General features: G+C 46.6%; 34 protein-coding genes. 1 reads left to right on the top strand and 33 read right to left on the bottom strand.

Annotation, left to right across the window (positions count from 1 at the left end):
• Nucleotides 1–34: 34 nt before the first annotated feature.
• From BS614_RS04315 to BS614_RS04185, 27 genes are all read right to left on the bottom strand, one after another.
• Nucleotides 35–583 (bottom strand): hypothetical protein, encoded by a 549-nt coding sequence (locus BS614_RS04315; RefSeq protein WP_074093034.1) that lies wholly within the window; start codon nucleotides 581–583, stop codon nucleotides 35–37.
• A gap of 1 nt (nucleotide 584) precedes the next feature.
• Entirely contained in the window at nucleotides 585–1205 is a 621-nt protein-coding gene (locus BS614_RS04310) for a hypothetical protein (RefSeq protein ID WP_074093033.1), read from the bottom strand.
• Nucleotides 1205–1906, bottom strand: coding sequence for a pyocin knob domain-containing protein (locus BS614_RS04305; RefSeq protein WP_074093032.1), 702 nt, complete (start codon nucleotides 1904–1906; stop codon nucleotides 1205–1207). The genes BS614_RS04310 and BS614_RS04305 overlap by 1 nt, the downstream gene beginning before the upstream one ends.
• Entirely contained in the window at nucleotides 1906–2187 is a 282-nt protein-coding gene (locus BS614_RS04300) for a ketopantoate hydroxymethyltransferase (RefSeq protein WP_074093031.1), read from the bottom strand. The genes BS614_RS04305 and BS614_RS04300 overlap by 1 nt, the downstream gene beginning before the upstream one ends.
• Complete coding sequence (locus tag BS614_RS04295) at nucleotides 2187–2768, bottom strand: putative phage tail protein (RefSeq protein WP_074093030.1); 582 nt, start codon at nucleotides 2766–2768, stop codon at nucleotides 2187–2189. Before BS614_RS04295 ends, BS614_RS04300 begins: the two co-directional genes overlap by 1 nt.
• Nucleotides 2761–3846: a baseplate J/gp47 family protein gene (locus BS614_RS04290; RefSeq protein ID WP_244898259.1), complete on the bottom strand. Its 1086-nt coding sequence runs from the start codon at nucleotides 3844–3846 to the stop codon at nucleotides 2761–2763. Before BS614_RS04290 ends, BS614_RS04295 begins: the two co-directional genes overlap by 8 nt.
• On the bottom strand, nucleotides 3839–4255 hold the full coding sequence (locus BS614_RS04285; protein WP_074093029.1) for a DUF2634 domain-containing protein: 417 nt from the start codon (nucleotides 4253–4255) through the stop codon (nucleotides 3839–3841). Before BS614_RS04285 ends, BS614_RS04290 begins: the two co-directional genes overlap by 8 nt.
• Entirely contained in the window at nucleotides 4239–4637 is a 399-nt protein-coding gene (locus BS614_RS04280) for a DUF2577 family protein (RefSeq protein WP_074093028.1), read from the bottom strand. The genes BS614_RS04285 and BS614_RS04280 overlap by 17 nt, the downstream gene beginning before the upstream one ends.
• A 4-nt stretch (nucleotides 4638–4641) precedes the next feature.
• Entirely contained in the window at nucleotides 4642–5808 is a 1167-nt protein-coding gene (locus BS614_RS04275; RefSeq protein ID WP_074093027.1) for an XkdQ/YqbQ family protein, read from the bottom strand.
• Nucleotides 5805–6458, bottom strand: a complete 654-nt coding sequence (locus BS614_RS04270) for a LysM peptidoglycan-binding domain-containing protein (RefSeq protein WP_074093026.1) — start codon at nucleotides 6456–6458, stop codon at nucleotides 5805–5807. Before BS614_RS04270 ends, BS614_RS04275 begins: the two co-directional genes overlap by 4 nt.
• A complete protein-coding gene (locus tag BS614_RS04265; protein WP_074093025.1) occupies nucleotides 6455–9373 on the bottom strand; it encodes a phage tail tape measure protein in 2919 nt (972 codons plus the stop codon). The genes BS614_RS04270 and BS614_RS04265 overlap by 4 nt, the downstream gene beginning before the upstream one ends.
• A 210-nt stretch (nucleotides 9374–9583) precedes the next feature.
• Complete coding sequence (locus BS614_RS04260) at nucleotides 9584–10012, bottom strand: phage tail assembly chaperone (RefSeq protein ID WP_074093024.1); 429 nt, start codon at nucleotides 10010–10012, stop codon at nucleotides 9584–9586.
• A gap of 32 nt (nucleotides 10013–10044) precedes the next feature.
• Nucleotides 10045–10512 carry a phage tail tube protein gene (locus BS614_RS04255; protein ID WP_074093023.1) on the bottom strand — a complete coding sequence of 156 codons (468 nt, stop codon included), beginning with the start codon at nucleotides 10510–10512 and terminating at the stop codon, nucleotides 10045–10047.
• Nucleotides 10513–10515: 3 nt separating this feature from the next.
• Nucleotides 10516–11841 (bottom strand): phage tail sheath family protein, encoded by a 1326-nt coding sequence (locus BS614_RS04250; protein WP_074093022.1) that lies wholly within the window; start codon nucleotides 11839–11841, stop codon nucleotides 10516–10518.
• Entirely contained in the window at nucleotides 11841–12050 is a 210-nt protein-coding gene (locus tag BS614_RS04245) for a hypothetical protein (RefSeq protein WP_074093021.1), read from the bottom strand. The genes BS614_RS04250 and BS614_RS04245 overlap by 1 nt, the downstream gene beginning before the upstream one ends.
• Before the next feature lie 4 nt (nucleotides 12051–12054).
• A complete protein-coding gene (locus BS614_RS04240; protein ID WP_074093020.1) occupies nucleotides 12055–12498 on the bottom strand; it encodes a phage tail terminator family protein in 444 nt (147 codons plus the stop codon).
• Nucleotides 12495–13043 (bottom strand): HK97 gp10 family phage protein, encoded by a 549-nt coding sequence (locus tag BS614_RS04235; protein WP_074093019.1) that lies wholly within the window; start codon nucleotides 13041–13043, stop codon nucleotides 12495–12497. Before BS614_RS04235 ends, BS614_RS04240 begins: the two co-directional genes overlap by 4 nt.
• Nucleotides 13040–13384 carry a DUF3599 family protein gene (locus BS614_RS04230; RefSeq protein ID WP_074093018.1) on the bottom strand — a complete coding sequence of 115 codons (345 nt, stop codon included), beginning with the start codon at nucleotides 13382–13384 and terminating at the stop codon, nucleotides 13040–13042. Before BS614_RS04230 ends, BS614_RS04235 begins: the two co-directional genes overlap by 4 nt.
• Nucleotides 13381–13764 (bottom strand): protein YqbG, encoded by a 384-nt coding sequence (gene yqbG, locus BS614_RS04225; RefSeq protein ID WP_074093017.1) that lies wholly within the window; start codon nucleotides 13762–13764, stop codon nucleotides 13381–13383. The genes BS614_RS04230 and yqbG overlap by 4 nt, the downstream gene beginning before the upstream one ends.
• 3 nt (nucleotides 13765–13767) lie before the next feature.
• On the bottom strand, nucleotides 13768–14043 hold the full coding sequence (locus BS614_RS04220; RefSeq protein WP_074093016.1) for a hypothetical protein: 276 nt from the start codon (nucleotides 14041–14043) through the stop codon (nucleotides 13768–13770).
• Nucleotides 14044–14077: 34 nt separating this feature from the next.
• Nucleotides 14078–15016, bottom strand: coding sequence for a phage major capsid protein (locus BS614_RS04215; protein WP_074093015.1), 939 nt, complete (start codon nucleotides 15014–15016; stop codon nucleotides 14078–14080).
• A 42-nt stretch (nucleotides 15017–15058) separates the two neighbouring features.
• The gene (locus BS614_RS04210; RefSeq protein ID WP_074093014.1) at nucleotides 15059–16297 is read right to left on the bottom strand and encodes an XkdF-like putative serine protease domain-containing protein; all 1239 of its coding nucleotides are present in this window, start codon (nucleotides 16295–16297) and stop codon (nucleotides 15059–15061) included.
• Between the two features lie 136 nt (nucleotides 16298–16433).
• Complete coding sequence (locus tag BS614_RS04205) at nucleotides 16434–17330, bottom strand: phage minor head protein (protein ID WP_074093013.1); 897 nt, start codon at nucleotides 17328–17330, stop codon at nucleotides 16434–16436.
• A complete protein-coding gene (locus BS614_RS04200; protein WP_074093012.1) occupies nucleotides 17317–18816 on the bottom strand; it encodes a phage portal protein in 1500 nt (499 codons plus the stop codon). The genes BS614_RS04205 and BS614_RS04200 overlap by 14 nt, the downstream gene beginning before the upstream one ends.
• Before the next feature lie 12 nt (nucleotides 18817–18828).
• Nucleotides 18829–20163 carry a PBSX family phage terminase large subunit gene (locus BS614_RS04195; RefSeq protein WP_084174386.1) on the bottom strand — a complete coding sequence of 445 codons (1335 nt, stop codon included), beginning with the start codon at nucleotides 20161–20163 and terminating at the stop codon, nucleotides 18829–18831.
• The gene (locus BS614_RS04190; RefSeq protein WP_074093011.1) at nucleotides 20144–21031 is read right to left on the bottom strand and encodes a phage terminase small subunit-related protein; all 888 of its coding nucleotides are present in this window, start codon (nucleotides 21029–21031) and stop codon (nucleotides 20144–20146) included. Before BS614_RS04190 ends, BS614_RS04195 begins: the two co-directional genes overlap by 20 nt.
• A 57-nt stretch (nucleotides 21032–21088) precedes the next feature.
• Nucleotides 21089–21358: a hypothetical protein gene (locus BS614_RS04185; protein ID WP_074093010.1), complete on the bottom strand. Its 270-nt coding sequence runs from the start codon at nucleotides 21356–21358 to the stop codon at nucleotides 21089–21091.
• A gap of 137 nt (nucleotides 21359–21495) precedes the next feature.
• Here BS614_RS04185 and BS614_RS04180 point away from each other — a divergent pair, with 137 nt between their 5' ends.
• The gene (locus tag BS614_RS04180) at nucleotides 21496–21918 is read left to right on the top strand and encodes a hypothetical protein (protein WP_074093009.1); all 423 of its coding nucleotides are present in this window, start codon (nucleotides 21496–21498) and stop codon (nucleotides 21916–21918) included.
• Nucleotides 21919–21931: 13 nt separating this feature from the next.
• Here BS614_RS04180 and BS614_RS04175 read toward each other — a convergent pair whose 3' ends face one another.
• From BS614_RS04175 to BS614_RS04150, 6 genes are all read right to left on the bottom strand, one after another.
• Nucleotides 21932–22141: a hypothetical protein gene (locus tag BS614_RS04175; protein WP_074093008.1), complete on the bottom strand. Its 210-nt coding sequence runs from the start codon at nucleotides 22139–22141 to the stop codon at nucleotides 21932–21934.
• Nucleotides 22142–22277: 136 nt separating this feature from the next.
• Entirely contained in the window at nucleotides 22278–23582 is a 1305-nt protein-coding gene (locus tag BS614_RS04170) for a site-specific DNA-methyltransferase (protein WP_074093007.1), read from the bottom strand.
• A gap of 267 nt (nucleotides 23583–23849) precedes the next feature.
• Complete coding sequence (locus BS614_RS04165) at nucleotides 23850–24275, bottom strand: hypothetical protein (protein ID WP_074093006.1); 426 nt, start codon at nucleotides 24273–24275, stop codon at nucleotides 23850–23852.
• A 221-nt stretch (nucleotides 24276–24496) separates the two neighbouring features.
• Nucleotides 24497–24820, bottom strand: a complete 324-nt coding sequence (locus BS614_RS04160; protein WP_074093005.1) for a hypothetical protein — start codon at nucleotides 24818–24820, stop codon at nucleotides 24497–24499.
• Between the two features lie 27 nt (nucleotides 24821–24847).
• Nucleotides 24848–25087 (bottom strand): hypothetical protein, encoded by a 240-nt coding sequence (locus tag BS614_RS04155; RefSeq protein ID WP_074093004.1) that lies wholly within the window; start codon nucleotides 25085–25087, stop codon nucleotides 24848–24850.
• Nucleotides 25088–25218: 131 nt separating this feature from the next.
• Nucleotides 25219–25419, bottom strand: a complete 201-nt coding sequence (locus BS614_RS04150) for a hypothetical protein (RefSeq protein WP_074093003.1) — start codon at nucleotides 25417–25419, stop codon at nucleotides 25219–25221.
• Between the last annotated feature and the right edge of the window lie 525 nt (nucleotides 25420–25944).

The following is a 25944-nucleotide window of genomic DNA, read 5'->3' as shown; positions in this document are numbered from 1 at the left end:
TTCAAATATCCCCTTTCCCCCTGTTATCTCTAATCTAAGCGGTCGCAACTCTGAAATATTGCATGTATATACCTGCTGCAGTTACAGCGTAGTTGTTGCTAATACACAAACCTAGTTCCATTGGTCCGGAATCTGGATCGAAACTTGAAGGTTTTGAAACGAATGACTGTGACCATGACCCGGTTGTCACAGGGTTTTGTGCGCCTAACCTCCACCCCGCTAACGCAGATTCATCCGTTCTTATGCTTAATTGCGAATGACTTACGTTGATATTCCCTACTCCAGCATAAGTATTATTTAAAGGCCAAATATTCCCCTTCGAATCTTTCAAACCAATGAATATAAAGGGATTGGCACCACTGGTGTAGGTTACGGTTAGTCTTGCTGCATCTTGAAGAGGGGCGATACTTATAATTCTTGTGCCTGCTGGTATTGAAGCAATCACAGTACCCATACCATTAGTGCCTGCACTCCAAGTCGAGGCATTATTTAAAAGGGATGGCATTAAAGATAGAGATTCAACCCCTCCACTCGGACCGCCCAACGTATAATTGCCCAGTGAGAAATTATCAAGTGTCGGCATGTTATCCCAACTCCTTGCCCGTGATGTAGTAATTAATCCCGTAACCAGAAGCAGCAATAACTTCTGTTGCCGGGATTAACAGGTCCGTCGTGGGTACAAGTATGGTTTCATATGCTTTGATCATGAATCCTTGTAATATATTCCGGGTCGAAACATTCATATAGACCCTTGTATCTGCGCTGTTTGTGTTGCAAAGAATAATCCCCTTAACTAACCGATCTTTTGCAGATGAGGTAACAATATTTCCTAGGTCTGAGGGCACTAGTCCCAAACCAAACCGCGTTACATCTATATACTCAGGGTCAGTTGTCAATGCCTCGATACCGGAAATGTAATAACTTATTGAATTTCCAGCAGACGCGTAAAATGTTATCGTGTTTCCCGCAATTAAAAGCTGATCCATCACAGGTACAACTATTGTGTCGTACGGCTTCATAATGTAATTAAATAAGATTTCGACGCTACCCATACGAACAATAAGGTTCACGTTACCAGCAGAACCGTTTGAAATGATGAAAGATTTGATTATAGCTTTATAGCTCACGGGAACGGTGTAAGCTGTTAGCGTACTGTTGGCGGCGGAAACATTGCCTGCGCCTAACCTTTTGAAAGTCGCAGCCATTATAACGCCCCCCAAACTCTTTTTACTGGTGCTTGTAACTCCCAAGACCTCCAAATGGAATTGGGCCACCGATGCCTAACATACATTGTCGATGATCCGGCTTTGGTTGCGCGTTGGAGTATGGCGTTGGAATCTGCAAAGACTTCAAAATAGTAATCCCCGGGATCAGGTGGCAGCCCTGTAACCGTTGATCCAACGTAATAAAATCCGGGATTGACAAGATCATTCGTAGCCCCTGAAACAAACCTTTTCACTTTTCCGTTATCCTGTGTCAAGGGGTACTTCTGCCACGGCCTTTCGTTGACGTAAGCCTGACCATTCTCGTCAGCCTGGGGCAGTATCTCTTCAAGTTCATCTCTTGTAGGTACTTTTTTCCACGGCCCCCATCCGAAGTAGTAGTTTCTTTGGTACACTTCCAGATTCCCAGGCTGGAAGGTGGTTAGGGTTTGCAACACTCCCGCATGCGGCTCGACTGTCAAGTGAAACGCCTCTCCTGTTGGGGAATTAAGCAAGGTTTCTACAGTAGCATTAGCAGGACAATAATAGTTGCCCTCTTCCATGTAGGTATTAAGGTCTTCTCCCGCAGGAATGACAATCGATTTCTTAATGAATCCATTATGCAGCTCATTAATTTCTTCTCCGATCGCGTTAAAGTCATTCGGCAATACAGAATCCTCAACCGTCCAATCCGTTCTCGCCATTAATCTGTCACCTCTTCTATTTCAAAAGTTTCGAGCATGAGCGTATCCGACAAGTTCGGGACGTTTACAGCCTTCGAACTCACTCGGATATTTTGGCCTTTAACTTCGATTAATGTGACCATGGATACATCTGCAGCCGGAATCAAGAAGTTGAGTGCAACTGTTGAATCCGAGACCGTTTTTTCCACAAAATCTGTGATCTCGTACACACCATTCAGGACCACTTTTGTAATTCGTGAATGGAGATACGTGGCCAGCTCGTTCAATGCTTCTTGATCCATTACAACATCACCTCTGGTCCCAATGTAGCAAATGGTTTCTCGCCAAGTTTCCAACTGCCGTCAAGCTTATAATTCCAAGACACATCTCGTTTGGTGGTCGTGTGCTTAACACCGATCCTGTGCCGTAAGGATGTGTTTTGCTGGTATACCATGTTCGCAGGCTTCACCGTTTGAATGGTGTGCTGCACTTCCCGAAATAAATTTGCATTCTCTATATTCGTTGTGACCAGCAACAAAAACTCTGCTGGATTAACCGACACAACGGCCAATCCTGGACCAAGTAGACGATCCAGTTGCGATTGCAACCAACGATGTGTAAATGGGGGTTTAGTCGATTGACGGTTAATGATGCGCCTGCGGCGGAAATCTAACGATTCTGTAGCGGGGTCAGCTTGGATGCGCAGCATCTTTTCTCTACGCCGTACTGCCGTCGAGCTGGCTGTCATAATGAACATGTCATTACGTTGTCGTAAGACCCCCGCAGCAATGTTGTCCAACTCTATCTCCTGTGCCATGAGTAGCGTGGACATTTGCTTACTGTCCAGGTAATACGAAGGTAAATACTCTTGTAATCTACTCACTCAGTATCACCGTTCCTCTCTGCGGTACCAGTTCAATTCCAAGAATAATGTTTGTTTTAGATCCGTTTAGCTGAGTACCAATCACGTCTACAACCCCGGAAACAGTCAGTATGCGTGACTCAAGCGGAGCAACCCGTATAATCAATGGTGCATCGGATTCCCATGTTGATTTGAGTGCCTGAAGGTATCCATCGATCACATCTTCAACATCTTGTTGTACTTGTCCAACCGATATATCGGAGTCCAATGTTAACGTAGTTGTGATGTTAATCGTGAACCAGTTAACCCCGTCTATCGTCACGGTATGACCGATTGGAGCTAACCCAATTCCCTCTCCTGCAAAAGCCACTGGATCAACTACCTCTTGCAACTGTTTGATCAAAGCGGTTGAAGGCGGAACATTACCTGTTGCCATAATCGTTGCTTTAACGGAGCCGCCCCCTTGCCAAACTGGAGTGATCCGCACCGCTCCTACCCCATCCAAGGCTCTAATCATCTGCCGGTAATCAGCAACATTACCGCCAAAAGGTTGTTCATTAATTTCAACAAAAAATCGTTCACGCAGCTGGTCGTCCGTTTCCTCGTCTTCCCCAGGTACCAGGATGTCGCTCAGGGTTGCCGACGCTAAATCGTTAATGTACTCCATTGGTAGCAACGAACCGAATGGGGCATTTCCCAAGACTCCTGCAGTTTCAGAAGTCACTTTGTACACGCCTTGTGAAACTCTTTCTGTGACTGAGTAATTCAAATCCTCAATAAAAAAGCGGCTGCCGATGGTTACATCCATACCTGCTCCATTCGAATCCAAAAACGTGCCTTTTCGAACTGCAAACGTTGCTTGCTTCCGATTAACCCCCCATTCAGCCGCTCCTTCAGTAAGGTATTCTCCCGTTGCTGTATCGACGTTGTATAAGTCGTCACCCGCAGACAAATCGATATAGACTTGAGTCAATTCGACTGCTACAGGCGCTAAGGCATCATAAATGATACTGCCTGGTCGCTTATCAACGATATCAGGTACCCGGTCAAGCATCCTCTGCAAGATGGCTTCATATTCGTATTCTTCTGTATCAAACACTCCCGACCACCTCCGTTAGCCGCAGATCCCCTTCGTTTGTGACAACGGTGAATGTGACCGTGGCGTTGTCTCCCTGCTGCTCGATATCAAAATCCTTTACCTCGCTGATTCGCTCATCGTAAATCAATGCCTCAGTGATAACCCTTGGCAGTTCCGATGCTACAAAACCCGCACTTGTCGCCAGGCCCACAACAGTATCAGATTCGGCCCCGTAGGAGTCGGGATATATGACATGCTCAAATCGGATCGTCCGGATGGCTTTAATGATAAATTGCTTCATCGCTTCCAACCCATCGATGGCACGACCAATTTCGCCAGTTGCTGGATCAAATGAATATGTCCGGGTTGGTTGGATCTCCGAACTGAAGAGATCCGGCACTTGAATGTTCAAATCAGGAGTCAGCACCATATTTCACCAACCTTTCTGAAATGACGTAAGACTGACCACCTTGTACACTCATAACCAGCACTTTGTCTCCTGCTTTCAGTTCATCAAGGAACGTAACCGTTCCCGAACAAATACCGGAACCCGTTATTTTTCCATTCCCAGAATACTCATCGGTTTGAATCGTACCTTCCATTTCAAAATCACCTTCTATTTCCACCTCACGAGTATAGGAGGTAAGACGTTCCGATACTGACAGCATTGCCGCTGGTATCGGGTTCTTGGTGTCCAACCCTATTTGGATACTCAGTCCAGGCGGTGGTGTTAATACTGTGGCTTCAAGCAATTGAACAGGACCGGCTGCTTCCATTGCGGCTATTGCAGCTTTCTTGATAATGTCCAACATGTCATCACCCCAAAATTTCCTTGCGAAGCTGTTCCGCAAACTCTTTGTCTTCATCTTCCTTGCTCTTTTTCTTGCTGTCTTTCTTCTTGGACTTGTCTTTGTCCTTATCTTTGTCAGAATCACTTTCCTCTGGTTCGACAGTCACGTCGATATCTGGCAGATCATCGGTCTTGGTCAACGTAAGAGACATCATATGTTCGTTACCGCTAAAGGAATGGTTATCCTCATCAACATAAAAAGCCCGGCTTACGCCGAGCTCTTTGGCTATTACATATACTGCAGATCCAGAGATCACAGGTGCAATACCGAGCGCATCGATGCTGAAGGTCTCGCCTATCTTGCCTTTCTCCATCATCATGGATGTTGCGCGTTGCATCAGCTGCGCCTTGTTCAGCTCGTCAGACACTTCCTCGTAATATTGGAGTGTACCGAACCGCTTTTTAGTCGTTGGGTTATCCACCTTCGCAATATGAGTAGCACTGACCTTTTTCTTTTGGATCGTTTCCTTTTTACCCTTTTTGACCTTGGTTTCAATGGTCGTATTGGTTGTAGACGTCAATTTAACTTGAGTATAGGTATCCTCAATCGACTGCGCGAATGAATAATCCACCAGGTTAGCCCCGTCCTCGATCACCCATTTATGTGCGAGATCCACGCGCTTGGTCAGGTGAAGCTTGCCCTTCTCGGAATACAAGTAGTATTTAACGCGGGTGTGCTTATATGTCAGGCTTATTGCAGTCAAGATCATATCAAACAACGTCCCCTGAAGAATGCGGGTAAGCTTATGCGGCGTGTCTGCTATCTTGCCGATCGGGATACCGAAATCACCACAAATACGCCGGACTATCTCACCCAACGTTTTCCCGGTAAATACGTATTTGTCCTCAGATTTGGTAAGGTACACTAGATCGTCATAGGCTGTTAAAGCCAGGCTGCCACTCTTGGTGCGATCCTTGGTAAAAACAGTTCCTCGGAAAAGTTCCTCACCTTTCCACTTGAATAACAACTGATCCCCCACATCCACTGGCTGTTTTCGATGCATCCCCCGCGTCGTGGATAGGATAGTCGCCGTAAGGGTTCGGGGGGCTTTCAACTTTTGGCCAGACCATTCCACATCCTGAACAGGCAACTCATACGTTCCATTGCTTCTAACAACAAACAGATCCATCATTTCAGCTTCAGCCCCTGCCCTGGCTTAATAGAGTATGGCGCTTTGATTTTGTTCAGTTCAGCAAGCTTCTGCCACGTTGTTCCGTTTGCTTGTGCGATCTTCCATAAGCTGTCGCCAGACTTCACCGTGTAACTGGCTGGTGTCGTCTTTGTACTGGGTCGTGCCGCCGTGCTGCTCGTGGTCACCTTCGTGGTTCCATTACTGGCCTTTTTGGAGGTATCAAGCTTACGAATCGTCACGAATTTGTATTCCCTAAGAGATAAGTCATAATAAATCGTTTGGACGTCTCCGCCTTCTTCCCGGTAAACAAAGTCTTCAACCGTTGCCGCGAAATTCCAAGCGGTACCAGAGACAAGGAAACGGATCGGTTTATTTGATGCCTTCCACTTTTCGATCATGGCCACTGCTTGTTTAGGGTTCGGAATATCCTCATATTCGCAATATGGCCCCCAAGTAGCGGGAAAGAAGCTACTGAACTCGAACGTCTTGAGAACCGGATCATTGATAATGGCCACTTCACCGATCCCGGCCACATCAACGGTCGTCGTTTGGCTGGCGTTTCCGATTGTGATATCGGGCGGATTGACCGGCAGGCGCAACCGCTCAGCGTTGTTGTTCCATGATAGCCAAATTTCACGGCTCCGACTCATACGAATTGCACCCCCTGTGGTCCAAGATTCAATTCTTCTTGCAATGCCTTTTTGATCACACGAACTACTTTATTAGCGTCCATATCGTTGGAGTAATGGTTGTCACCTGTGATATTAATGCTGATTGGCGCTGCTGCAGGTGCAGAAGCCTGACTTCCACCCGAAGCTGCCATACCACGGATCAGTTCCGCTTCTTCGCGTGGCAGAACGGTTTCACCTTTATGAAGGTTGGCCTTGTAATTGTCATATGGGATGTTGGAAATCCCCTTAGCGTGACTTGGCTCGTCAATAGTTTTAGGAGTGAAGCTTTTAATAAGATTTGGAAAGGATGAGACTGGCGCAGCCTTTCCACTCATCATAGGACTGCTTGGCGTTTTACCACCACCAGTCAGAGTGGAAACTGCTTTTTTATTGGTTTCGCGCATTGCTTGAGTTTCTATTAATTGAATTGTAGGTATGTTATATCCGAACACATCTCCTAAACCATTCAGTTTCTCAATTAACCAATTCACACTTTTTATAATTGCGTTAACGCCACGTGCAACAATATCTTTGGCTCCTTCGAAAGCCGATGAAACAACACTTTTAATCGTATCCCAGTTCTTCCAGGCTGCCCAGAGCAAACCAAGTGCGGTTATAACCCATCCGATGACAGGTATAAACCGCACCAACCCACCGGCTACACGACCGATCCAAGGCAAGAATGGTTTTGCCCATTTGAGGACCGTTACAAATCCTCTACCCAACCAAAGCAGTGCACTTCCTACCCATTTCAATACACTCCATACGACCTTGAGCACCTTCCACAATCCCTTGAACACCGGACTTGCTACTTTGAATACCTGATATCCTTTCGCAGCACCATAGACACCTAAAAATGCTGCACCTACAACCTTCAGGATGGGCAGTAAAGTGTCCCAGTTTTCAATCACCCATTGGATGCCTTTGGACAACCCATTGGCAAGTTCGCCCGACAGTTCAGCTACACTTTCGGTAAACTTGGCTATCGATTTTTGTCCTTCGGGTGAGGATGCCCATTTGTTGAGCTCAATGAACGCTGGAGTAACTGCGGTTATCACTGATTGCCCTATAGTCTTAAGTGTCTTGCCGAGGGTACGACTTGCATCGTTGATAGGTGTCATGGGATTGTTTTCCCGCATCGATGTGAATTGTTTCTCCAGTTCTTTGCTGGCTTCGATTGGCTCATTGATAGCACGAGCTGCGGCCAATACCGGCTCCTTGATGTCCTCGTACTTGGTACCGAGTAGTTCAGTTGCGTACAAGGCACGTTGGGCTTCGCTCGGTATTTTGGACAAGGCTGTAGCAAATTCAAACATAACCTGTTGTCCGGATAACGTTCCCGCATCCATAGACTTGTAAAGTTCCCTAGTACGGGCCTTGCCGAGCACTTTAGCCATAGCTGTAATCTGGTTGTCCGTCAATTCATTCCTACGAATGTTGAATTCACGGAACATATCTGCAGGTTCATCGAAATTCCGGCCACCAGCTTGAACGGCGGCGACAAATGCCGAACCTACCTGACCCATGTTAAGCTGCAGGTCCTTAAACGTAGAACTGTATTCATTGATCGTATCAAGGTAGTCATCATATTGGTCCCCTGCGTTCTTGATGACATAGGCAGACACATCGCCAATCTCGCTCATGCTGCCGAGTTGGTTTTTATATGCCGATGCAAAAGCACGGTCAACCTCAGGTATGTCTTTACCATACAACTGCGCAAACATGGCTGATGTTTTGGCGGCTTCTTGAAGTGCCTTTCCTTGGAGATTAGTCTGCTGAGCGAAATCAACGAGAGACTGAGCAACCCCAGAACGTTCGGTGCCGATGTTTTCGCCATAATAAATTTGATCCGTCATAGATGTAACCTGAGGTTGGCTGATACCGCTGATTGCTGATGCCCTTGCGTCAGTCTCAAATGCATTTGCACCTTGTGCAAGGATGGCGGTACCACCGACTGCTGCCCCCAGGCTAAACATACGGTTTTGGATCCCCGCTGCGGCACTCTCGATACGAGCCATAGCACGAGTAGCCAAGTCTTTGACTTTCACAACTACTGTCGCAGTAATAGCTCCCACTCGAAGGGCTAAAGCACGCACCTTATGTAACGCACGGGTAGCCACGTCACGTACCTTTGTTTGTAAAGTCACTCTCATACTGTTAAGGTTACGGGCCAATGAACGCAACCGCGTCAGTCCCCTGGTTGCAGCATCACGTAAACGAGTGCGCAGAGTTGCTGTATACGATCCGAGTGCCGTTGCAAGTGAACGAATACGGGTTAACCCCCGTGTTGCCAGATCCCTCAGTTTGGTTCCGACAACTACCGCTCTCCGATGAATCGAATCACCTAAACGACGTATGCGTACAAGTCCCCGGGTCGCCATATCTCTCAAATGTGTCCTCAATACAGCTCTGCGCCATCTAAGATAAGCCATGGTCGCCCTGATCCGAACCAATCCGGCTGATGCTTCATCACGCAATCGTGTACTGATTACAGCAACCAGGCGACTTATACGCGGTACTCGTGCGGCTAAATCATTAAGGGCTCTAGTAGCCCAGTCTCTGACACGAGCTGCAACCGTTACTGGTCTGCGACGAATATCTTCAGCCAAGCGTCTGAGCCGTGTTAAACCTCGACTGGCCCGATCTCGGATAGCTGTCCGAATAACCGTGGCACGCCGATTCAGATAGTTTTGCAGATCCCTGATCCGATTTAGCCCCCGCGTTGCATTATCGCGTAGCCGAGTTTGAATAATCGCCCTGGTACGCGATAACGATTCAACCCGCCGTTGCACTTGGTTTATAGTATCCCTCAGTCGCTGAAAATTTCCGCCCATTTGCCTAACGCGATTACTTATACGGTCTCGGATATCAAACAACGCCGTTAACGTTGCCATTCACATCTTCCTTCCTACGCAAAAAAGGGGGCCCACCGGCCCCTTACTTACGTTTCTTATTTTCTCGTTCTTGATCAGTAAGATACTGATCGATTGAGCCGTAAATAAAAGCCCGATGGTACGGGTCCATCCCCCATAGATCCTGCGGCAAGATATGCAGCTTATGCAGGGCATAGTGGGCGTATACGGCATCCCGATCATCGGACTTGATTAGTTTTTTACGTCATCGATCAGTTCATCTTCGGATTCGTCAAAACCGTTGATCCGATTGGATTCCTGCATCCATTCCATATATTCTCCACCTACAGACAGGACGGCCTTAGCCAAATCAACAGGATCGGTCAGACCGTATGACTTGAGCAATTCAGCATCTCTAAAGTCAGGGTACAACGTTGACTCAATGGCAATCCGGAGGGACAACCGTTTGCCGTCAAGCTTTTCCCCAACTTTCTTACCCTTCTTAATTTCCGGTTTGGTGCATTCCGTTTCCAACTCGTCAATCCGGGTTGTCCCCAAGGCCTTCATGATAAACGGGATAACCTTTCCCTTTTCATCTTTATAACGCTGAGTGATAATGACTTCCTCTTCTTTAACCTCAGCTGCCTGCCCTTTCATGAAAAACGCCATATTCTTACTCATTGTTCAATCTCTCCACTTCAATTTAAATTTTGTTAACCCAATGTCGGGGCAGTAAATGTATTTGGCATATCAACATCGTCAAACGTGAAACTAACCTCTTCATCCAACGCATCTGCCTCGGTGTCCAACTTGGCAATAACCACGCTGTCCAAGTTAACGCCTTTTAGCACCACCGTTTGCTCACCAATGCTGGAAGTGGGGTCGTCATTCGTGATTTGAATATCAAAATACGTATCCTTACCATTTTTCATATATTCCAGCATCAGCTGACGATAACGGGATGTGGTGTAGTAAATAGTCATCGACCCCGAACCAGACCAGCCCGTTGCTTTGTGTTGTACACCACGACGACCCAGTGTCTTAATCTCAGCCTTCTGCTTCTCAACTGTGGCTTCAAGCGTCTTCACATAGAACATTTCTTCTGCAACGCCGTTAATTGTAGCGAAAGCTCGGCCTTCCTGCCCTGAGATGGCATCCTGCGCCTTCAAATATCCTGGCATAGATTACTTCACCCGCACTCTCATATAAATTTTCTCGATACTATCCACTGGTTGGATGTCCAGTTCGACGAATATAGCATCCTTGGCTTCTCCAGCCAGAACAGACACATCCGTTTGACTATTAAAATTCTGGATAGCGCCGAATCCCTGATAGCTGTTTACAATGTTGGTCAAGGCAGAACGGAACAAATTGCGACCATCTGCGGAATTGTCCGTTTTGCCAATGTAGTATAGCTCGAATGTGTCCTTGAAATCGTTAGCTAAGCCATCCAACACCCGGATAACCCGGTTCTTGGAACGTTCTGCCCCCTTGGTCAGGGTATACGTCCGGAAGGTGTTAATGTCTTGTTCCACAATGGCACGACCCCGGCTTGCCGTGAACAGGAATTCCCCACCCAACAGTGCCTCTTCGATCTGGGTGTTGGTATACTTCACATCAACATCCACTGCATCGTCATATGCGGCATAAGTCAAAGACTGACTAACCGCAGCTCCGGCCGTTGCGCCGGCAACCCAAGCAACAGCTTTCACCCGGTCAATCACAGTCTGGTCGGACAATACAACGCCGTTTTTAACACTGATCACGCCATCATAGTCGGCTGTAGGGTAGTTCGGTACCACCAGTTGAATCTTCTTACCTTCATTCTCTCGCTGCCGCTTAACAAAAGCGGTGTAGATAGCCTTAAGTGTCATATCATCCGACATCAGTCCCACCGTGTTGAAGTCAGTCACTTCAAGTAGTTCCAGATATTCGGTGTGATCAGCATTGGTTACTGGCCCATCGGTACCTCCTGTGAGCGGAACACCTGCGGAAGCAGTGAGATCCTTGTCTGCTCCGGATGCTGCGAATGTTACCCAAGCGTTTTTGATGAGTCCATCGATGTCGGAAACAGTCTGCTTGTCCTGTTCTGCGCCAGCGACCAACGTGGAAACGTCAAATTTAGTCGTATCATCGATATTGGATTGAATGACAATGGTGATGTCGTTACCCCTCACACCGCCATGAATACCCGTCACTCTCAAGTTACCGCTTGTAGCCGTTGCCTTAACTCCTTCGTTCAGGCGATAGAGCAATAACTTCTGCGCACGTTTCAACGTCTCGCGAACGGGCAACATTTCGGCCGCTGTGATGTCATATCCAAGCACATCAAAAGGATCTGCTCCAGCTTCCACGATTACCAGTTGTTTGGACGGCCCCCAACTCATCGGTACCGCCATGGTCACCGTACCACGCTCTCCGAGGGCTGTTGTTGCAGTGCCCACAGATTCAAAATTCATATATACGCCAGGGCGAACCTTATTTTGTCTTGTCCAAATTCCTCCAGCCATTAGCGCACCTCCCTCGATTTAAATGCATTCATCTGTCGTAGGACTTCTTCATGCGTGTACGTCTGGCCATCTTGCAACAAAGCCACGAGTACGTCCTTTTGCGCATTGCTATAACGGCTCGACTGCAAGAACTGTTCTTTGCTGAAGCGAGGTTCTGCAGGTGCAGCCTTGGCCGCCTTCGTAGTACGTTCTTCTTTCACATCACTCATGATTTCACCGCCTAATTCCTTGATTTAAAAACAAAGAGCCCATCTTCTCGTATTCCACCCGGTTGTACTGATACCGGGAAGTCCACGTAAAAGTGAGCTGTGCAACGCCTTCGTCTATGATGCGAGAATCCATTTTGCGGAGTCGCATGTATTTCCCCGTGTTATGGCCATCCTCATCGATGATGGGAATGACCATACGAGATTGTCTGATTGTCTGAGCGATTTGTTCAGCCGCGTCAGCTGCTTGCTCGTCCGTTTTGGCAAATACCTTAACCGCCAATGAACGATCCACTCTGTACGAACTGATGGAGCTGGGCGCGTCCGCGGTAATCGGCTGCGGGAAATAAAGAGACGGTACAACAAAGTCCTGCGGCATGCGATCGGTGTAAACTTGTACGGGATGTACCCGAAAGCAAGCCGCCATGATCGCCCCCACGTCACTATTCACCGTCTGCGTCCCCCTCGTCTATTAGCACGGCGGCCTCTTGGTAAAGCATCCAGCCATTCCTGCAGGCGACGTTCCAATGAAGATTCGAACAATCTTTCGAAGATCAGAAGAGCAGTATCCCAGTAATGTGTGCCTTCGACCCATTGGCGCCTGAGCATCATCCCTGTGCTTGCTCCCGCGTCATAATCAAATCGATCACCGTGCCAACGTCCAGGTACCCACCGCTGTTCTACACCTTCCTTAGTTGTCCAATGGCCGTCATTAACGAATTGGGCATACTCCAGATTGGTACCCACCTCAAGCCGTAACCCACCGGAAGACATAGACCAAACGTTATCACCATCGCCCCTGTCAAAACTGTTAAGCAGCCGCCGAGTATCTACCGTCTTCGTCCGGATGATCTCGTCTTGTATTAACTCAAGAAACTCGAACCCCATTGCACCAAGCCACAGAGCATATTCCTGTCGTAACCCACCATTGGCTGCCTGATCCAAACCACTGATCAATTCATTAAGCCCGCGGATCTCTGCACGGTTCCTGCTCATAGGTTAGCCCTCCTTGTTGCTGTGACTTCCCAATGATGCCCCCGGAGATCCCGGGGCACCTGCAGTGTCAGCTCCACACCATTCCATACCACCTTGTCATTCACTCGAACGTCTTCGTCTGGAAGGAAATGGACCAGGAATGTGTGAAGGATCTCGTTGTTTGGTTCAGCCTGGTTAATGGTTTGACCTTTCTCTACGAACAAGCATGTAACTTCTGTCGCATCCGGGAGTGAACCATATTTGAGATCAGGCGCAGCAGGAACACCAAATCTCGGGGAAGCTGAAGCAGATTGCATATGGTAGATGTCGCATCGATCCGTCAGCATATCCTCAAAACTCATAACAATCGCATCCTCATATTGACGTTACCCTGTACCGGCTGCGCTTTGAATTTACGCAACATGGCCAAGATAGACGCCTTACTGATAATCTGGCCGTTGTCCAAAGTGTACGAATAACCGCCGATACTTTCAGACTTGATCCCCTTGGCAATCGACTCATCGCCGTTAACCAGGGCATAATATTGTGCCAACTGGATCAGGGCAAGCCGTGCTGCAGGTGGAACGGGGTAAAGGGTCGAATCACTGAAATCGTGACCGACCTCTTCAAACACTTCCGTTTCTGCCTGCAGGATATCCATCTGAAGCAACTGCGGGGCTCTCGCCTTGACCTTCTTGAACACCGTGTAATCAATGATTTCCTGCGGTGTGATTAGGGACATAGGCTATTCCTTCCGGACAGAGAACAACGCATTATTCGCAAGTCGTGAATGCAAACTCTCCGTTACTTCCTTTTCTTCGCCCACCTTGAAGACAATGCCGCCCACATCAAATGTCTTCCCTCGCTCCAATGTTGCGTAATATTGAGGGCCTACTGTCTCAACGGATTGTTCTTTGGATTTGTCAGAAGCACCTTTCCCTTGTTCATTCGGTGCATCCGGTTGTGTCTGATTTGTATCCTCTACTGTGTCTTTACCTTGTTCCTTTTTAGCTGCTGTCATTGCTCATTACCTTCTTTCAAATTAGATTTATTTATTAGCCCTTGATGTGAATGATCTTAGCTGTTGCATCTTCTTCTTCCAACTGAACATCAATTTTAGCTGTCAGAACGATGATGAACACCCGGCGAGAAATATCTTTGTCCACCTCAACTTGAATCTTACGATTCATGCCGACTACGATATTTTTTGGATGCGTCAGGATGGAGTCCGTAACATCCGTGTACGCTGGAGAAGTGACGTTGTACGGTTGCAACATGGCGATACCATTGACCGGTACTCCATACGCATTCATTAGGCGACCGCCGTCAAGGTTCTGGTCTCCCCCGGATGTTTGACGATTGGAAACTGCGTCTCTCCAGTCAAGTTCAACTCCTGTGTTTGTGTAAAATCTCCATTCAGCAGGATTGCGAAGATACTGATTCGGAACGGCTTTGATGCCGCGTTTGAAAATCTCCTTTACAATGGCTGCGCCCTCGGCGTCAACGATGTGGGATGTGACTTTCTTCCGCACACCATCGATCAGGGCCAAGTAAGGATCAGATGAAGTCTTATCCCCATTGATGATCAATTCCTCCAAGTCAAGCGCAGCACGATCAGCCAGCAAATTCATGATTGTCGTCCGAATATTGTCGCCTTCGATGTTGTTCTCAATCGTGTCATACGAGATATTGATCTCCGCGATAACTTCTTCTGTATTCAGTTTGATCGTTCCTGTAGTCGGTTTCGTACGTTGTTCCTCCGAGAGCGCTTCTCCTTCTACACCCGGACGCAAAATGCGTTGACCAAAACCAATTTTTTCAATTTTTTGACTATCAGAGGTCATCGGAACAGTACGAGCTGAATTTAGAATCGTCGGCGCTGCAATCATCCGGCGGTAAAATGTATTAAACTGTTGATCGTTCAGACGACCGCCGGACGCAAGATCCGCAAGGGTCATAGTAGCTTTTTCGATAATTGCTCTGTTGCTTGGCATAATTAAATCAGTCTCCTTTATTGTTTAAAAGTTTAGTTAGGATTAGAACAAGCCTTTGTAGGGATCATTGTCATCGTGGTCAGCCTTATGAATAGACTCAGACTCGCCCTGACGGGAAATGCCTCGGGCCTTCTCCACAGTTGCCAGACGGGATTCAATCGGCGCCAAAGCTTCCTTCATTACATCTTTCAACTGATCAGCAATACTGTTACCCTCAGGCTCCGGTGTCGGCGTAGTCCCTTCTGGATTCTCACCTTCACCTTTCTCCAACTTGTCCAAACGGTCAGTAACCGGAGCAAGTGCACTCTTTACGATTTCTGCAATGTCTTCTTTCTTCACTTCTTCGTCCCCCTCATCGTCCTGCTCGTCATCTGCAGGCACTGTTTTGTTTTTCAAATCGGTTAGTGCAGCAATGGCATCATCGATATGCTTCATGTTACCGTCGGAAATCTTCTTGCCTGCCTTAAGAATGCTTTCAGGTGGTTTACCAATGGCTTTTGCAATATCCTCTTGGATCAACACTTCTTGGGCAATTGTAATGAAGTCTTGGAGTGCTTCGCGGATCGTTTCAGGATCGCGTTCTACTTCACTGTTCCAATCGTCCCAATTGAAGATGACACTATTGAGCGCATCCTGTGCCGCCCAAAATTCACGACGGCGACGATCACGTTCGTATTTTTCAGCCACTTCGCCTTTAGCAATCTTCTCAGTGCTTCCACCCGTGAAGAATGCTTTCATGGTACGAAAAAAGCCCATAGCTTCGTCATCCGACTTGGCCACAGGCTCTTGATCTTGCTTTTCAATTGTTTCTGCGGTCCCGGCCATTGAATAACCGGTAATCTCTCCGCTCTGGATTTGTTCCCAAATTTCATCACTTGCTTTCGTAACGAGTACCCACGACCCTTTAAGAATCGTCTCGTCACCCAATTCAAAATCTACAGGAGCAATATAGCACTCCACTACATCACCGACACCTGGATCAAAATCATGCTGCGTATCCATGACAGCACCTTTCGCAATTGCTAGGTTGGTCATAAATCCATGAACAGCCTTTTCAATCTCAGCTGCGGTCATCATATCACCATGTGTATCTTCTGCTCCTGGCTCATACACCACACCATATACAAGCTTATTCGCGTCTTCTGCCTTTGCAATCAGCCTGACTTGCTTCTGGAAATCTGGCTTCTTAGCGGATTTAGTAAGGAAGAACCGTTTTTGGTTCGCGCCCTTATCAACATAACTTATATGCGTGATATCCACGTTGGTTAATTCTCTTGGCATTTTCTTTGTTCACCTCCTCTCAGAATCACTATTTTTGTAGTCATTGGACAAGTATATTGAAAGCCGCCAGGCACCAACGATACATCAACGTTCTCGTGATCCCATAAACATGATGGACAATCAATGATTTTCACGTTCAGTCCTCCAATTCATCCAGAACTTGCTGCCGGATAGCTTCCTTTTCCTCCGGTGAAAGTCCTAATATTTTTTTATCCGTAACAGGTGACATCACGCACTTGCATCCAATGCGCTCCCCTGGAGGGAGCTTCGGATCGCGGGGATAATCTCCGCTATGACCATTTACATCAAATGGATCATCTACCGGCACCTCATCGCCATCCATCTTTACGTGAGCTTCCCGCGGGTTATTGTTCTTACTCCCACTATGCCGCCAGCGCTTGGCAACGACTGACGGGCTTTGCTTGTACGCTTCCCACTGGCTCCGACTCGATGCGGCCAATATCTCCGTTTGTGCGGTAACCCGAGCACGTTCACGATCAAACTGCGGAAGATCCTTGATCCGCTGAACGGCCTGCTGAACCGATTCGCCTTCATCCACTGCTGTGATCAGGGCTTCCTCTACTGCTTTATGTGAGTTGAGGGCCATAATCTTACCAAGATCCTCACCCCACTCCTTAATCCATTTGGTCGTGCGTCCTGATAGGGTTTTAAAAGAAACGTCCTTATCGATGGCAAACATCATGTCAGCCACCAGATCCGTGATAGTCAGTGTCAAAAAGACAGAAGCTTCAATCCCCAACAGTTCAGCAAGCTCGTCCGCTGCAAACAGATCATTCATGACAAAATTGATGATGGTATCCAGTGTTTCGTCTTTTGCCACGAACGTATTGATCCCATCGACAAAATACTTGCGCTGACCACGTAACAGCTTAGCAACGGCCGATTCAAAGTCTTCCACGTAGTCCGGGACCTTCTGGAGTCCCGGGAAATCGGGAATGTCTTCGGTCATGTCGCCTTCCTCAGCTTTGACGATGGTCGAAATGGACACTAGCAAACGGTCAATTGGTTCCACGTTGCATTCCCTCCAGTACGTCCCGCAAATCTTTCAATACGCTGACGATCTCTGAAGGAGTAGCAGCCGATTTAGACAGTGCGATCGGGAATGTGCTTCCCGCTTGCTGTTGTCTAAGAGACAACGGAATATTGGCTCCCTCGTCTTCGAAGGGTTCAACCGTTTTGCCGAGGATCTTGCCCACATCATCCCGAACATCATTCGGGGACACACCACCGATCTGATTGTAAACAGTCAATAGCTTGGCTTTGTCTTCGCTGTCGGAAATGTCTGGACCTTCGAAGAAGACTTCGACATGTTTCAGGTTATATGGCTCAAGCAATATGTTATTCAAGATGAAAGCCAAGCTATCTCGCTCAGGTTGAAAAACCTGTTCCTCCGTGATTTCTCGCGCCTTATCTGCTGTAGCTCGATTAAAGTCACGGCTCCGGCCAACGAAGATATCCGGCAGCCTGAATGCGGATTGCTGTTTCATACGCGAGTTGTCGTCGTATGTCTGAAACAGCGCATCGCCTTGGAGAATATCGGCCAACGATTTCATTTCAATGTCGACCTTGGTCTTTTCATCCTCAGTAATCCCTTCGTCCAATCCTTCCACTTCAAGGACCAACCATTTATGCGCATGATCAACGCCGTTCAGGTTACTTGCATATTCTTCGAGTTGCTTCACGCTCTCGTCTGTAAGCAGTCCGTTTTTGACAAGTATGGCCATTGGCACATGGCGGCCCTGATCAAAATAGTTCAGATTCAGGATTTCCGCCTTACGGCTCCCCGACATATGTGGCGACTGGCTAATCCATCGTGGTTCGCCATATGCTCCGCTGCCAATTTTGAGGTGCAGGATTTCGTTTGCTTCTTCTTCAGGCGGAACATCATCGCCATACTGGCCTGTCTTCCAGGACATTTTACGCGGATCACCAAATGCCTTGAACCAAACCTTAGAACCGTTTATCTCTTGCAGATACCTACGGAATTTCTTTATTCGCTTGAATTGCTTCCCATTACGCCATATGGTCACTTCCACCGGATCTCCAAGCTTGGATACCTTGACATACTCTGGTTCCATGTTTTCAGCTTCAGCAGGCAGGCCAGTTCCATCACGGATAATTTCGATGTACCCGTTCCCCGTTTGTTCACGGTGCACAATCGCTTCGGCCCATACGTCCTTGAATGGCTTATCAAAATTGAAGAACTGTAGGATATCCTTGACACGTTCCCACTCCTCTTTCATTTCAAAAGTTTCATCGACCTTGGTATCATCCTCTTTGTACTGTAGACCAAACCCAAATCCAGCGATATTTTGTTTGTATGCATCAATACATTGGGGGATTACGGTACTCTCCTTACTCATCTCGATCAAATCAATCGGACGATAGAGTGGATAAATGAGATCACCCACTGAACCAGAATCATCTTTAATTGCTGTGGAACTGCTGCTCTTGCTGACTGAAGTCGATTTAATCACACGTGCATTGACCTTTCGCATGCTTTCTCCCTTCTACCGACCTCGTCTCGGGCGTTCTCGCTTCGGCCGCGGTGTCGGTGCGTTCTCCCTTTCGGAACGTCGTTGCTTCGCACGTTGCATCAGGTAATCCGTATGGACACCATACCGCCGTGCATCACATGTATGGTCGTTCTGCTTAATGGGCTTGTCTTCACCGCGCTGAGCGGCTTTATTATCCCAAATGTAAGAAACCAACTCTTTGAGTGAGTTGGAGTTGTCGGCAGAAATATAAAGTTCGTTGTTCTGAAATCGATTGGATACGGTTTGAATACCGTCCAACACGGCGTTTACTGCTGCCCTGATGTGATTAATCCCCCTACGTTTCAGCTCAATGATAAAGGCCTTGGCGCTTGGGTCAATGAATATTGCATACTCATCACCATCAGCAAAACCTTGAAGGTCATCGGCATATTCGCTGTTCGTCTTCTCTCCCTTTAACTTGATGTCGTGGTAATACTCATCCAACTCGTAATAAACATCCCCCAGGACCCCGTATTTAAGGAATGTGGTCGGGTTGTTGGCCCCGTAGTCAACACAAAGGAACTTACGATCAAACTTTGTAGGAAACCACTCACGCGGTTTCTTGTGGAGCTTGTCGCTGAACTTGGAGAATATAACGCCTTCAGCCATAACCCACAGTCCAAGAATAAAACGGTCATAGAATATCCCCGTGTACATCCTCCGGTACCGATCCCGAACACGTTCGGACAGTGATAGGTTATCCTCCATCGTAAAGTGAAGATGAACGGCACGTTTAACGATCAGATTGTCCAGCCATTCCACCTTGAACCAGTGGTACGGACCTGCAGGGTTACAGTTAAACCACATCTTTGCATCTTCAACCGAACAACGAGCAGTTGCCTGATCCACGAAGGACTTCGGCATCAGGGCTACCTCATCGAAGAACATACCTGCCAAGGTGATACCTTGAATCAACTCTTGTGAACGTTCATCCTTACCCCCAAAGAGGAAAAACTGGTTACTTACAAGACCACGGGATACAGTCAGAACGTTATCTGTCTTGTTGTCATGCACCTGGTACCCACGACTGGCCAACATCCTTTTAAGTGGACCAATAACGTTACGGCGCAGCGCACCGATCGTCTTTCCTGCCATACCAAATTGCTCAGACCGGAACGTTTCCGTTGCCCAAACGATGTATGAAAAGGACATGGCCACTGTCTTGCCGGCACGAACCGACCCGTCGCAAATGATGGCATCCATATCATGATGAGGGCTTTCAGGCATCCACCATGTCAGGACTTGGACTTGCTTATCAGAGAAAGGCTGCCACTTGAAAGGTGAAGGTTTAAGCTTCAGTGTTGCCATCTTTAGCCCACACCTCCGCAGCTCGTCCCCTCAGAGCATCCATAAAGCCGTCATCCTCAACTTTATCTGGTTCAGTACCGCCGCGTTTGATCATCAGCTCATGTTTCAGCATCTCAATCCGGACGCGTTTCTCTTCGTCCAGGAGTCTGGCCTTCATCTCAATTGCCTTTAGCTTCTGAGTCTGCACACGGGTTAACGCTTCTTCAAGTGAAATGATGTCATCGATTACGCGGAAGGTCTTTTCTTCTACCTGAGATTCGACCAGCTCCGTTCGTGTCACAGGAATGGTCTTCGTTTTACCCGTCATTTCATCATGAACCGTCATGGCTTCCTTGATTGATTTGAGCTCGTAAAGAACACGCCGTTCCCTCTCGGTCAGACCGTCGGTCAGTCTCTTGATCCGAAGCAACATCCTACGTTCGCGGATCTCAAACTTCATTATGGCTTCATCAGCCTGTAGAATCGGGTCAGTATCAATCAGATCGATGAGATCCAGCTCGTCATCTTCCAAAGCATCAAGCCAAATGGTTTCATATTCACCTGTGGTTACGGCTTTCTTATTCCCGTATGGTCCACCGTTTCCGCCTTTATTGCCGACAGCACGTTTATTCCCTGGCGGTGCTCCCCCGCGATTCCCAACAGCGTTCTTGTTACCTTTGGGCGCTCCGCGTTTGGTAACGTTACTAATGGTTTCAATGGTAACGTTACTATTCAATTCAGCCGCCCAACCGTCCTGAGACTTCCACTTTCGGATCTGAGTCTCCCCAACAGAAAGAGCGGCGGCGATGTCCTTTAACTTCATCGACCCGCCGCTCTCCAGCCACATCAGTTTTGCCTTGTCCCGTTCAGGACTTCTCACTCTGGCCATCTACATTCATCACCACCCCCAACAAAGAAGGACCGTGACAGTCGCCCGTCACAGCCCCTATTTCACTACATTGTATTCAGCTTCAAATTCAGCCTGCTTCATGTGTTTCAGTGTCCCGGCTGCGTCCTTAACAATATAATCCCCGACAAGCACCACCAAGGGTTTCAACGGGTCAACGATCACTCGAAGCTCTACAACATTTCCCGCCAGATTGATTGAAATGGGAAACTGAACAAAAGTGAAGATCTCATCTGTATGTGTCGAGCTGTTTCCCTCAAACTGAATGGCCGTAGCCGGAATGATCTTTTGATAGCTTTTAACGGACACATGAATTCCTCCATTCTGTTACATTGTAAATTTCTTCATTTCGCTAGTTGTATCCATCCATCCCATCACCGTAATATACTAATTTTATGCTTCACTCACACCGATAAATTTCTCATAACAATAGGAGGCCATGGACCATGTCATATGAAAGAATAAAAGAGATTGAGAAATACTTTATGAAAAAGAAAGCTCAAACTCCTGAAGATATAAAGATAGCTAGAACACACCTATTAATGATTGCAACCAAAATGAGTGAGGAAGATTTGAAGGATGCTAAAATTTATTACCAGAGTCAGTTATCCTCTGCAGGAATGATAGGAAATTTCCTAACCATTATGGCTATAGTAATCTCACTATTAGCATGCTTAATTAGTTTAATTTCAAGTATATACAACCCCCAAGAACCTCTGATTAAATATTTTATTGTATTCCTTGTTCTTGTTATTCTTGTATGTGCAGTGTTAGCAGAGAAGATTACTAAACAGCTCAGTAAAAGTTCCAGAATAATTACAACATATACTATTATTATCAACCTAATAGATGAGGTAATAGAAAAGTAATATCTATATTAGATCAAAAATCATCCTGTTGAAGCTTGATATCCAATTCAATGAGACGTTCCAGGTCCTGGACAGTCTGCATCTTTATATTTCCAGCCTGCAGGTCTTTCACCCACTGGGCAATTGATGCCTTGACGATCTTCCTGTATTGCTCCTTACTCTCAAGGATACCCTCGGCGACTTCGAGTTCGTGCTGCAACAAAATTTCATCTTGTGTTCTCATGTGGAATCCCCGACTTTCCGTTATGATGGAAAACGAGATAGCGGCGGTGTCGATAAATGCCGCGCGCGGCGGGCCGCTATCTCAGCCGGGGGATACCCTGGGTTGATGGGAGGACGTTACCGCGTCCTCCTTTTAATTATGTCGTGGGAATAACACGATGAATAAGTACAGGCTCAATGCCGGTGGACTCCTGGTACCGCTGCTTGATTACATCGCAGAACTTAGGATCAATTTCCATCGTTCTGCAAAGGCGATCCATTTGATCACAAGTCATAAGCGTTGACCCGCTACCGCCAAAGAGATCCACAACCGTGTTCCCAGGTCGGCTACTGTTCTTGATCGGAATGGCCAAGAGCTCCAGTGGCTTTTGTGTTGGATGAACGTATTTGCCAACATTCCCGCGGGAGACTTCCCAAACCGTCGATGGCTCTGGCCCCTCCATCATCAACCCCGAACGCCATACAGTGCTTTGGCGACGATCCCCGTACCAAGAGGGGGCTTTCTTCTTTAAGTGAGCATAGAAAACAGGTTCATGCTGCCAGCGGTACTGTGACCAGCCGAATGATGCAGCATTCTTAACCCACACGCACTGACTGCAGACCGTGATACCTGCAGCGTTCATTGCATCTTCAAATTCACGCTGATAGGAAGAGGGATGGAAAACATAAATACCTGCTGCCGGACCCATCAAACTGGCATAACGTTCAAAAACTGCATGCAAAAAGCCCACAAATTCCTCTGCGGGCATATCGTCGTTCTGTATGCTGCTTCGTCCATCTGCAGCCAAGCGGGCAGAGTCGCTTTCAATAGCAACGTTGTAAGGTGGGTCAGTCACTACCAGGTCGGCCAGCTCCCCATCCATCAGGCAACCGACATCCTCTTCACTGGTTGAATCTCCGCACATTAGACGGTGTGGGCCGAGCTGCCAAATGTCTCCCAGTTGTGTCTCAGGCTCGCTGATATTGTCCAATGCACCTTGAACGTCAAAATCATCCTCAGTGACTGGAACTTCAATTTCCGTATCAGGTATAGTACCGAACTCTGCAATTAAGTCCTCAAATTCCTCCTGGTCAAAGCCAGACAGTGTTAAATCTGCCCCGCTGTCCTGCAATTCGTCCAACAACTTGCCCAAAGCTTCATCATCCCAGCGTCCCGAAACCTTATTCAAAGCAATATTCAGGAGCCTTTCCTGCTGATCGTCCAGATCCACCACGGATACCTGCAGCTCAGTATGGCCAAGCTCATTGACCATGATCTTATACCGTTGATGACCGCCGACCATGTTCCCGGTGCGTTCATTCCAGACGATTGGCTCCACATAGCCGAATTCCTCTATGCTGCGGCGAAGCTTCTCGTACTCGGGATCGCCTGGCTGAAGGTCAACACGGGGGTTGTAGGCTGCTGCATTAATCTGATCGATCGGCACGATTCTGATATACATATCCATCACCTCAAAATTAAATTCCAAACTCTCAGCAACTATCTGGGGGGATGCTCCGATTGTTAAGCTGACAAAACAATTAGGAGGAATATCCACATGACAAACGAAATGATTTATGAACTCTTACACACTCTACTGAGTGACACATTGCCTGATCTACTCGTCGCACTTAAGGTTTATTTTTGGTATCTCGGGCAACGAGAGATTACAAGAAGAATGAAGAAATAAAAAAGGACCAGCTCAAAGGCTCGTCCTCGCTAATCATATTTACTTATAATTAAGAACTGTTTTAACCGCCAACCATAAGCCATCACGCAACTCTGGATGGATTATGTAATGGCTTAGTCCACCATCAGGCAATTGAAATTGCGGTATATCCCATTTGTTATAGTCATATCTCGTATCATGACTATGTTTGAAAGTAAACTCACTCAGAGCCTTAAACTTTATGATCTCGATCATCTGCCCGATGGAGAGAAGAGGAAGTGCTTCGCCTGTAGTGAAGTCTTCAGCAAAATCCCTTACTCCTGAATTAACAAATGGCCCTTCGTACTTCAACCCATCGTCGTACTTGTACAACACCACATACAAGTCAAACCTGCCGGGATTACTTGCATACCACCAATCTCTAAGATTATTCTTTTGTTCCTGCGACAACTCTTCCAATTGCTCAATTGTGATTAACTGTTCCATTTGAACACCATCCCTTTGGGCAATAATACCATAGAATTAAGTTGAGTTGGTTTCAACGTTTGGATGACCTCATATGCATGCGTAGGCTCACTCAGACGCTGTTCTCCGCTCTTCAATGAACTGATCCCTGCAAACGGACGTTCTCATATAAAGAAGCTCAGAACGGCGCACATTCTGTCATATGAGAGCAAAAGAAAAAGCACCACAATGGGTGCTTTTTCTTAATAAAATTCATTAAGTATCCATTTAGCATCCTCGTCTTCTTTTTTGAAGAACATAAAGAGTTGCATCATGGCACTATCTAAAGCTTCACTTACACTACTACCGTGTGACCTGGACATTCTGTAAGGACCAGATTGTCCAGTCCCTTTATACAAGTGGCTTGTGTCAAAGTGATACTGCCCATCTTTGCCTAACTTAACTTTTATTTTGACCAGCTGATGCCCAATGTGATCATGTTTAACCCATATCTCCCACTCACCTACAATTTCGTAACAATCAATAACAGAATCGAATTTTTGTAAAATATCAAAATATTTAGACAAAATGATCCACTCCCATTCTATGGATTATTACTCAACTGTTCTAAATGTAAGTTTCCAATAAGGCTTTTTTAAGTTATACAAAGAAAACTCCTTACCAACTAATTTAACCGTTACTGAAGATGTTCCCGTCGAATGGGCTTTTGGATACTCAATTAAATCAGAACTCAACAATGCTGCAACTTGCGCTTCATTTAATTCAAGTTCATGATCATTCCAACTTTCAGATGATCCATTAGATTCTTGGAGATACGTTTTCACAATAACCATTACAATCCACCTCCCCTAACACTATTAGAACGTGCTAGAGATGATATACGCGCTTTGGGATATTATGGTTGCAAACAATTTAGATTCGTTTTGATATAGAAAAAGCACCCCGAAGGATGCTTAATGTGTTATTACTTTCGTAGACCTAATTCTTTAGACAGTTCAGTCAATCTTGTTTGCTCCATTTTCCCTTTTATCGCATCATCCAGTTTCTCGACTTTTTTCCAAAAGGGATGTTGCGTACCTGTTGAGCGGATGATATCAGCTATATCTTGATCGATAAGCTCAGGATATATCTTTGTTATTTTATCTAGAATATCTCTGTATCCCATTAACAGCACCTCCTCTCGACATCATAATTCGACATCAGGAAGATTTTTCCTCTTTAGAACAAACAGGTCTACTACAAAACTGCTTCACTCCATCCCATCTGCCCCATACACAACCTTTGCATTTCTCAGGCTGCTTGTTAGGACGAATGCGTATCTTCTTCCGTCTTCTGCTGATCACTTCAATTCCTCCAATGAAAAAAAGCCGATCCAGTGAAGGAACGACTTTAAATGTGTTATGTATGAAGTTGGTGTTACGTCCTAAAAAGCATGCGCCCGAAACGGTCGCCGCAAAAACGCTGCGCTCTTTGCTTTAAATGCATACGTGCTTTGTAACTATAGAGGAAGAACAAGACCATTTTACTGAAGCTGTCAAAATCAAGTCAAGCGAAAAAAGGAAGATTAAACTCGATCACAACGATCTAGCACACGATTTCCTTTGAATCCCTCGCTATTTCATACTTTGAAAAACTATTTGTTAGTTCATAGTAAAGAATTTAAATAGATGATATTGTTTATAAAATATTG

This window comes from Paenibacillus xylanexedens, assembly GCF_001908275.1.
GTDB classification, from domain to species: Bacteria; Bacillota; Bacilli; order Paenibacillales; family Paenibacillaceae; genus Paenibacillus; species Paenibacillus xylanexedens_A.
The sequence above is the reverse complement of the archived record's forward strand: the minus strand, read 5'-3'. Positions and strand labels throughout refer to the sequence as shown.

What these genes read in the sequence shown, in the direction of transcription:
- BS614_RS04315 (WP_074093034.1), bottom strand. Translation starts at nt 583, where the DNA reads ATGCCGACACTTGATAATTTCTCACTGGGCAATTATACGTTGGGCGGT.
- BS614_RS04310 (WP_074093033.1), bottom strand. Translation starts at nt 1,205, where the DNA reads ATGGCTGCGACTTTCAAAAGGTTAGGCGCAGGCAATGTTTCCGCCGCC.
- BS614_RS04305 (WP_074093032.1), bottom strand. Translation starts at nt 1,906, where the DNA reads ATGGCGAGAACGGATTGGACGGTTGAGGATTCTGTATTGCCGAATGAC.
- BS614_RS04300 (WP_074093031.1), bottom strand. Translation starts at nt 2,187, where the DNA reads ATGGATCAAGAAGCATTGAACGAGCTGGCCACGTATCTCCATTCACGA.
- BS614_RS04285 (WP_074093029.1), bottom strand. Translation starts at nt 4,255, where the DNA reads ATGGTGCTGACTCCTGATTTGAACATTCAAGTGCCGGATCTCTTCAGT.
- BS614_RS04280 (WP_074093028.1), bottom strand. Translation starts at nt 4,637, where the DNA reads ATGTTGGACATTATCAAGAAAGCTGCAATAGCCGCAATGGAAGCAGCC.
- BS614_RS04275 (WP_074093027.1), bottom strand. Translation starts at nt 5,808, where the DNA reads ATGATGGATCTGTTTGTTGTTAGAAGCAATGGAACGTATGAGTTGCCT.
- BS614_RS04270 (WP_074093026.1), bottom strand. Translation starts at nt 6,458, where the DNA reads ATGAGTCGGAGCCGTGAAATTTGGCTATCATGGAACAACAACGCTGAG.
- BS614_RS04265 (WP_074093025.1), bottom strand. Translation starts at nt 9,373, where the DNA reads ATGGCAACGTTAACGGCGTTGTTTGATATCCGAGACCGTATAAGTAAT.
- BS614_RS04260 (WP_074093024.1), bottom strand. Translation starts at nt 10,012, where the DNA reads ATGAGTAAGAATATGGCGTTTTTCATGAAAGGGCAGGCAGCTGAGGTT.
- BS614_RS04255 (WP_074093023.1), bottom strand. Translation starts at nt 10,512, where the DNA reads ATGCCAGGATATTTGAAGGCGCAGGATGCCATCTCAGGGCAGGAAGGC.
- BS614_RS04250 (WP_074093022.1), bottom strand. Translation starts at nt 11,841, where the DNA reads ATGGCTGGAGGAATTTGGACAAGACAAAATAAGGTTCGCCCTGGCGTA.
- BS614_RS04245 (WP_074093021.1), bottom strand. Translation starts at nt 12,050, where the DNA reads ATGAGTGATGTGAAAGAAGAACGTACTACGAAGGCGGCCAAGGCTGCA.
- BS614_RS04235 (WP_074093019.1), bottom strand. Translation starts at nt 13,043, where the DNA reads ATGAGCAGGAACCGTGCAGAGATCCGCGGGCTTAATGAATTGATCAGT.
- BS614_RS04230 (WP_074093018.1), bottom strand. Translation starts at nt 13,384, where the DNA reads ATGAGTTTTGAGGATATGCTGACGGATCGATGCGACATCTACCATATG.
- yqbG (WP_074093017.1), bottom strand. Translation starts at nt 13,764, where the DNA reads ATGTCCCTAATCACACCGCAGGAAATCATTGATTACACGGTGTTCAAG.
- BS614_RS04220 (WP_074093016.1), bottom strand. Translation starts at nt 14,043, where the DNA reads ATGACAGCAGCTAAAAAGGAACAAGGTAAAGACACAGTAGAGGATACA.
- BS614_RS04215 (WP_074093015.1), bottom strand. Translation starts at nt 15,016, where the DNA reads ATGCCAAGCAACAGAGCAATTATCGAAAAAGCTACTATGACCCTTGCG.
- BS614_RS04210 (WP_074093014.1), bottom strand. Translation starts at nt 16,297, where the DNA reads ATGCCAAGAGAATTAACCAACGTGGATATCACGCATATAAGTTATGTT.
- BS614_RS04200 (WP_074093012.1), bottom strand. Translation starts at nt 18,816, where the DNA reads ATGCGAAAGGTCAATGCACGTGTGATTAAATCGACTTCAGTCAGCAAG.
- BS614_RS04195 (WP_084174386.1), bottom strand. Translation starts at nt 20,163, where the DNA reads ATGGCAACACTGAAGCTTAAACCTTCACCTTTCAAGTGGCAGCCTTTC.
- BS614_RS04190 (WP_074093011.1), bottom strand. Translation starts at nt 21,031, where the DNA reads ATGGCCAGAGTGAGAAGTCCTGAACGGGACAAGGCAAAACTGATGTGG.
- BS614_RS04180 (WP_074093009.1), top strand. Translation starts at nt 21,496, where the DNA reads ATGTCATATGAAAGAATAAAAGAGATTGAGAAATACTTTATGAAAAAG.
- BS614_RS04175 (WP_074093008.1), bottom strand. Translation starts at nt 22,141, where the DNA reads ATGAGAACACAAGATGAAATTTTGTTGCAGCACGAACTCGAAGTCGCC.
- BS614_RS04170 (WP_074093007.1), bottom strand. Translation starts at nt 23,582, where the DNA reads ATGTATATCAGAATCGTGCCGATCGATCAGATTAATGCAGCAGCCTAC.
- BS614_RS04165 (WP_074093006.1), bottom strand. Translation starts at nt 24,275, where the DNA reads ATGGAACAGTTAATCACAATTGAGCAATTGGAAGAGTTGTCGCAGGAA.
- BS614_RS04155 (WP_074093004.1), bottom strand. Translation starts at nt 25,087, where the DNA reads ATGGTTATTGTGAAAACGTATCTCCAAGAATCTAATGGATCATCTGAA.
- BS614_RS04150 (WP_074093003.1), bottom strand. Translation starts at nt 25,419, where the DNA reads ATGGGATACAGAGATATTCTAGATAAAATAACAAAGATATATCCTGAG.